Source organism: Methylomonas koyamae (assembly GCF_001644025.1).
GTDB classification, from domain to species: domain Bacteria; phylum Pseudomonadota; class Gammaproteobacteria; order Methylococcales; family Methylomonadaceae; genus Methylomonas; species Methylomonas koyamae_A.
Window position 1 is genome coordinate 1 of the sequence record NZ_LUUK01000051.1, and the last position, 4,456, is coordinate 4,456.

The window sequence follows — 4,456 nt, forward strand, 5'->3', positions numbered from 1 at the left end:
CCAGTCTGGTTTGGGCGGTGTGCGGCGGCTATTGCGCCAATTGGCTGTCCCATCCCTGGGCCGACTATCGAACGCTGGTGGGCGAACAGCGCACCGTTCTATTGAGCGACGGCAGCACCGTCCATCTGAACACCGATACGGCGCTAGACGTCAATATGAGCGCCGGCGAGCGCCGCATCCAACTACTGCAAGGCGAAGCGGAATTCGAGGTCGCGCACGACAGCCAACGCCCCTTCCGCGTAACCAGCGGCCAAGCCACGACCGAAGCGCTCGGCACGCGTTTTGTGGTGCGTTACGCCAATGCGGCGGGCGATGTTACCTTGCTGGAAGGCAAGGTACGCACCACCCGAACCAATCATCAAGGCCAACTATTGGGCAATGTCATCCTTGAGCCGGGGGAGCATATCGCGTTCAACGAAGATCAACTCGGCGCGGTGCAAACCACCGACTTGTCGATAGCAGATGCTTGGCGCAGAGGCCGGATAGTGATGAATTTTGTCCCGTTGCAAGATGTCGTCGCCGAAATTAACCGCTACCGTCCCGGCCATGTGTTTTTACTGAATTCCGAACTGGCGCAACGCAAAATCCATGTCGCCATGGACATCAAACGTATCGATGATTGGCTGAATGCACTGGGTAACACGCTACCGGTTCAAGTACTGCATGCCGGGCATATTGTGGTGTTGCAAGGGCGACAGATTACAACTGACGATCATGAAACAGCTGCGTCGCCCCGGTAAACGAAAGTCAGTGGTGTGGAGCGGCTTTAGCCGCGATTGACGGCGTTCCGACACCGGCTTGAAGGCGGCGTCCGGTGACTTTCATAGTAAGCCAAATAAGACTGGCTGCAGAAATCCCGCCCATCATGCAATTTCCAGTTCATCGGCAACGTCGGCGAACGCTTGTCGTAGCTTCCTTAAACCGCATCTCACACCACCTGTAGACCCAAGAATTGTTGAAAAGCTTGAAAATCCTTGTCCGAATGCAACAACGGCATCTGGTTTTCGATACAGTAAGTTGCAATGATGGTATCGATGGTTTTTCGAATGGTAATGCCTTGTTTACGCAGATGTCTGAAATTATCGGCGGCTTTTAAACTCATTGCCGTTCCTAACAGGGCATGTACCGGCAAGGCACACAGTAATTTTTTTGCCGCTTGATAATCCTCATCTTGCCGAAACCCTTGCAACACTTCCGCCAGAATCAAATCGCCGGTGCAGACAGGCTGCACACCCAGCAAACCATCCAGCTTTAGGGTTGCCAGCGTTTCTGTGCCGTTGAAATAATCGATCCAGACGCTGGAATCGACCAAAATCATCGGTCAGCGCGCATTTGTTCTAAATCGCCTTCCCATTTTAATTGACCTTTGAAGGCTTTGATGGCTTCTTGCTGCTTTAACATCAGCAAGGTTTTTAAACCCAGCTCAACCGCCTCGCGCTTGGTTTTTAAGCCCGTCAGGCTTAAAACATCGGCCATCAATGTTTCATCGATCATGATATTGGTACGCATCGCAATCTCCATGTGTATGACTTTTGAAAACAATACACCAAAACAAGAATATGTAGCCAATTAAATGTAAGACAGTGGCTGTATTTTTCTCAGCCACTCTATCCGGCAGTGCCGCGACAATTTGCCACAGCAGAATTTTTGAGTCTTTGCATGGGCAGGGGCGTTATCTAAACGGACATTACAAAAACAAGGAACCCTACCGATGAAAAACGTTAAAACCCTTTCCAAACGCCCAGCGGCATTGACGCCGCAACTAGCCTTTAAATCAGGCAAAATCCCTTTGTACCTTGGCCTGGCGGCATTGATCGCACCGACGATGTTGTTAGCGACCGAGGTTGGCAATAGCGCCACCGGCAGTCGCGCAAGTACCGCCACCCACAGCTTCAATATCGCCAAACAACCGTTGTACGCCGCGCTAAACGCGTTGGCCGAACAAGGCGGCGTGCAATTTGTGTTTACAGAGGAAATGGTTGAAGGCTTGGTTTCTCCCGGTGTTAGCGGGCAATTGTCTATCGAAGAAGCCTTGACTCAGGCGCTGAAAGGTACCGGGCTGGGTTATCGGATTGGCAATGGCAATACTGTCACGTTGGAAGTTAAGCCGGTTGATGCGCCGAGTAGCAACGCCAATCCAGCGACTTTGCCGGCGGTGAAGGTGGTGGGTAAGGCGGTTTATGATTCGACTGATCCATATAATCCAGATTACAGTTTGCCAAACGCTTCTACAGCTACTAAGACTGATACGCCGATCATGGAAACTCCTATTGCCATCCAGGTCGTTCCCAAAGCGGTAATACATGACCAACAAGGGGTTCAAGTTGGTGACGCCATTAAAAATGTTAGCGGTGTATTTCCGGGGCAAACACAAGGAGGATTTGCCGAACAATTCATGATAAGAGGGTTTAATACCAATTTCTCTAACTACTATGATGGATTTAGGTTCCCTGCCAGCCGTCTTTCACTCGCGAATATTGACTACATTGAAGTTGTGAAAGGTGCTGCTGCGAATCTCTATGGAAGAATTGAGCCTGGCGGCATGATTAACATGGTAACTAAAAGACCTCAAGCAACGCCGTATTATTCATTAGAACAACGTTTTGGTTCATATGACCTGTATCAAACATTAGGAGATGCTACGGGGGCGATCAACAATGATGGCTCATTGATGTACCGAATAAACTTTGAGAATTTAAATAAAAACTCTTTTAGGGATTTTGGATTTACAGATCGAGTTTTTGTAGCGCCTTCTTTAACGTGGAAAATAAGCGATCGTACTCAGTTAGCCTTTGATTTTATGTATTCAGATGAGGATACAAGAGATGAAAGTGGCGTCGTAGCTAGCACACTAACTCACAGGCCATTAAAGATTCCTATTTCTACTTATCTTGGAGAACCATCTACAGACAAGAGTAATACTAAACTTTATAACTCTGGTGTAACACTATCACATAATTTTAACGATGACTGGAAGCTTAAAGCTAAATTCAATTATTTGAAAAGAGATGCTAATGATCCTTCTACCACGCCTAATGGCTTCATAAGTGAAGCGAATGGTATTGTTAGTAGATCATTTTATTCATCGAATTCGTCTGACGACGCATATAATGGAACTGTTGACATAACAGGAAATTTTTCAACCTGGGGATTGAAACATAAAGCTCTCATTGGCTGGGATTATTACAGCATCGAAACTAACTTAACAGCCAGATCTGGAAATGCCAATAGCATTAATGTTTATAACCCAATATATTCACCAATAACACCTCCATCAGTAAATGGGTATTTAAATCAACCAATTAATTGGAATGGTGTATATTTTCAAGATCAAATCACAATTCTGGACAAACTCCATATCTTAGGTGGCGGTCGATACGACTGGATTTCCTCTTCATCTGGATTTTCAACTTCCTCTATGGATTTGGCGCTTGAGGCATCAAAAAAAGGTCAATTAGATAACCAGCGTTTTAGCCCAAAAGTTGGCTTAGTTTACCAACCTTGGGATTGGTTATCTTTATATGGAAATTACGTTGAATCTATCGGAAACTTAAGTAGCCGTATAGGGCCAAATGGAAATGTGCTTCCACCTGAAACTGGCGAACAATATGAAGTTGGATTCAAAAACTCTTTCTTCGACAATAGATTAAGTTCAAGCGTTTCATTTTTTCAATTAACAAAACAAAATCAAGCCTACAGACTTTTTCCTACTAATTTTTATGAGCCAACTGGAAAAACACGAAGCGAAGGTGTCGAGATTGATATTAGTGGTCGAATTACTGACAATTTAAGTCTGATTGGTAGCTATGCATATACTGAAACATCCATAGTAAAAGCAACAAGTAATCAGGGTAATCAATTATGGAATGTTCCTAGAAATGCAGGCAGCTTATGGGCTAAATATGATTTCACGCAAGATGAGTTACGTGGGTTAAGTGTTGGTGCTGGGGCATACTTCCAAAGCCAAAAACAAGGCAACAATGCTAACACCTACCAATTACCTGGCTGGGGAAGATTAGACGCAATGATTAAATATCAATTGCCATTTACTCAAAAATCCAAAACCACATTGCAATTAAATGTTGAAAATCTACTTGGTCATGAGTATTACGCCGCAAGTTCTGGCAATCAGTTTTTTGTGAATCCTGGGGCGCCAAGAACATTTATAGGCTCTGTCAAGGTCGAGTTTTAATTTATGGGCCGTTGGGGTGAAGTAACGAACCCCAACATTTAACCAGTTTGACCTTTAATGATCGCTATATCTCTCCATCACGGACAACTGATCACTGAACGGCTGTCCTAATGGGGTTCGTTTGTATCCGTAAATGATCCCAGTGCTACTGCATATCTCCTGTATTCCTCAAGTCACCCTCTATCAAAGTTATCCTGAATGTTTATGAAAATACACACCTTATGGGGTCTGTTACATCGCTATACAGTAAGCGATCTTTGAAGG

4 protein-coding genes are annotated in these 4,456 nt (G+C 45.2%); 2 read left to right on the forward strand and 2 right to left on the reverse strand.

The genetic code is table 11. The features are described from left to right. Nucleotides 1-740, forward strand: a 740-nt coding sequence (locus A1355_RS04850) for a FecR family protein (protein WP_064025559.1), incomplete at its 5' end; no start/stop codon positions are given. Nucleotides 741-928: 188 nt separating this feature from the next. Here A1355_RS04850 and A1355_RS04855 read toward each other — a convergent pair. After that, complete coding sequence (locus A1355_RS04855; RefSeq protein ID WP_064025561.1) at nt 929-1,318, reverse strand: PIN domain nuclease; 390 nt, start codon at nt 1,316-1,318, stop codon at nt 929-931. Then, nucleotides 1,315-1,509 (reverse strand): type II toxin-antitoxin system VapB family antitoxin, encoded by a 195-nt coding sequence (locus A1355_RS04860; protein WP_064025563.1) that lies wholly within the window; start codon nt 1,507-1,509, stop codon nt 1,315-1,317. The genes A1355_RS04855 and A1355_RS04860 overlap by 4 nt, the downstream gene beginning before the upstream one ends. A 202-nt stretch (nt 1,510-1,711) precedes the next feature. Here A1355_RS04860 and A1355_RS04865 point away from each other — a divergent pair, with 202 nt between their 5' ends. Further along, nucleotides 1,712-4,192, forward strand: coding sequence for a TonB-dependent siderophore receptor (locus tag A1355_RS04865; protein WP_231883563.1), 2,481 nt, complete (start codon nt 1,712-1,714; stop codon nt 4,190-4,192). Nucleotides 4,193-4,456: the final 264 nt, after the last annotated feature.

Coding starts and splice junctions, on each gene's coding strand:
- A1355_RS04855 (WP_064025561.1), bottom strand. CDS start 1,318: ATGATTTTGGTCGATTCCAGCGTCTGGATCGATTATTTCAACGGCACA.
- A1355_RS04860 (WP_064025563.1), bottom strand. CDS start 1,509: ATGCGTACCAATATCATGATCGATGAAACATTGATGGCCGATGTTTTA.
- A1355_RS04865 (WP_231883563.1), top strand. CDS start 1,712: ATGAAAAACGTTAAAACCCTTTCCAAACGCCCAGCGGCATTGACGCCG.